At 68.8% G+C, this 1,932-nt stretch carries 2 protein-coding genes; both read left to right on the top strand.

Annotation, left to right across the window (positions count from 1 at the left end; translation table 11 throughout):
- A partial coding sequence (locus JYJ84_RS35415; RefSeq protein WP_205190194.1) for an AraC family transcriptional regulator occupies positions 1-852 on the top strand: 852 nt, incomplete at its 5' end.
- A 142-nt stretch (positions 853-994) separates the two neighbouring features.
- The coding region (locus JYJ84_RS35410) for an SMI1/KNR4 family protein (RefSeq protein ID WP_205190193.1) at positions 995-1,932 on the top strand (938 nt) is incomplete at its 3' end.

The following is a 1,932-nucleotide window of genomic DNA, read 5'->3' as shown; positions in this document are numbered from 1 at the left end:
GCGCTCGACGACGAGTTCTTCGGCCTCGCCGCGCGCCCGATGCGGCGCGGCAGCTTCACGCTGCTGTGCCACGCGGTGCTGCACGCGCGCACGCTCGACAAGGCGCTGCGGCGGGCGCTGCAATTCCTGCGCGTGGTGCTGGACGAGCCGCATGGCGAGCTCGTCGTAGCCGACGGGCAGGCGCAGATCGTGCTGACGCAGACGGGCGCCCCCTACCCGGCGTTCGCGTACCGGACGTTCTGGCTGATCCTGCTCGGCGTCGCATGCTGGCTGATCGGCCGGCGCATCCCGCTGCAGCGCATCGACTTCGCATGCCCGAGCCCCGACCAGCGCAGCGACTATCACCAGTTCTTCGGCGTGCCGGTGCATTTCGACCGGCCCGACAGCCGGCTCACGTTCAACGCCGCGTACCTCGCGCTGCCGACGATCCGCCCCGAGCAGGCGCTGAAGACCTTCCTGCGCGGCGCGCCCGGCAACCTGCTCGTCCGCTACCGGCACGATACGGGCTGGGTCTCGAAGACGCGCGCGCAGCTCAAGACGCTGCCGGCTGCCGAGTGGCCCGACTTCGATACGCTGGCCGTGCGCCTCGGCACGACGCCCGCGACGCTGCGGCGGCGTCTGCGCAGCGAAGGGCAAAGTTTCGCGGCAATCAAGGACGAGTTGCGCGGCGCGCTGGCGCAGTCGCTACTGCGCGGGCACGCGCTCAGCGTTGCAGAGATCGCAACCGAGCTTGGCTTCACCGAGCCGAGCGCGTTTCATCGCGCGTTCCGGAAATGGACGGGCACGAGCCCCGGCGCGTTCCGGCGGGACGTGCATGCGGCGGAGGGGGAGCCGGGGGTGGCGAGCGGATGACGCGGCAGGCCGTCGTCAACGATGAATGCCCGACCGACACGGAAGCGTCCACGCGACGCTGATACGATGCGACCTATCGACCGCCGTTCGTTCCCCATGAACGACGGAGAACATCCAACCCACCACCACCGCTCCCGCTCCGATGCAAGCCACCCACTTTTCCGACGCTGAACTGGCCGACCTGCGCGCGCACGGCATCGTGCTGTTTGCCGACCGTGTGATCTTCGACGCGCAGCCGCCGATGCCGGCCGACCAGATCGCGGCCGTGCAGGCCCGCTGCCACGGCGACCTCCCGCCCGCGCTGCTCGATTTGTGGCGCACGACGGCCGGCGGCAGCCTCGACTACGACCTGACGCTGGAGATGAACGGTCATGTCGAAGGAATCAGCTGGGGCGAACTGTTCTACAACGGCAGCGACAGCTATCGCGACCTGGAGGGCTGGATCGACCACGAACTCGAACTGGCCGAGGAAGCCGCCGAGGAGGATTCACGCGCCTGGAGTGGCAGGCTCGACGTATTGCCGTTCGGCGGATTCGAATATTGCGACCGCATGTACATCGTGACGGAACCCGACGCAAAGGATTGCGGCCACGTGCTCGCGTGGAAACAGGGGCTGCCGCCTGCGTGGCGCGGTGCGATGCACGAGGACGGCCTCGCGACGGTCGCCTCCGACCTGTACGCGGCATTCGGCGCGCTGCAGCTCCATGCAGACCCGCTGGAACCTGGCCAAAGCGGAACCGGTATAACGTTTCTCGAGTATGTCGACGAACGTCGGATGGAGCATGGTCTGTCAGCGCCGCTGGCGGACAAGCTGATCGCGTTCTTTTGCCAGGCCGTGACCGACTGGCGCACGCCGCTCGCCGCCGGCACGCTCGCCGCCCAACCGGCGCTCGCGCGCCAGGCGTTGCGAGACGCGATCGACCACGACGACACGGCGCTCACCATGCAACTGGCACCGCTCGTCGCGAATCTCGGCACGGCGCTCGCCGGCAGTTCGATCCCGACCGACTACGCGCTGCGGCGCGAGAAGTTTGCCGCCGCCACCGCGTTGCTTGAATCCGGTGCGCCGGTCGCGCCGGA

The organism is Burkholderia sp. LMG 13014 (assembly GCF_905232215.1).
Taxonomy (GTDB): domain Bacteria; phylum Pseudomonadota; class Gammaproteobacteria; order Burkholderiales; family Burkholderiaceae; genus Burkholderia.
The sequence above is the reverse complement of the archived record's forward strand: the minus strand, read 5'-3'. Positions and strand labels throughout refer to the sequence as shown.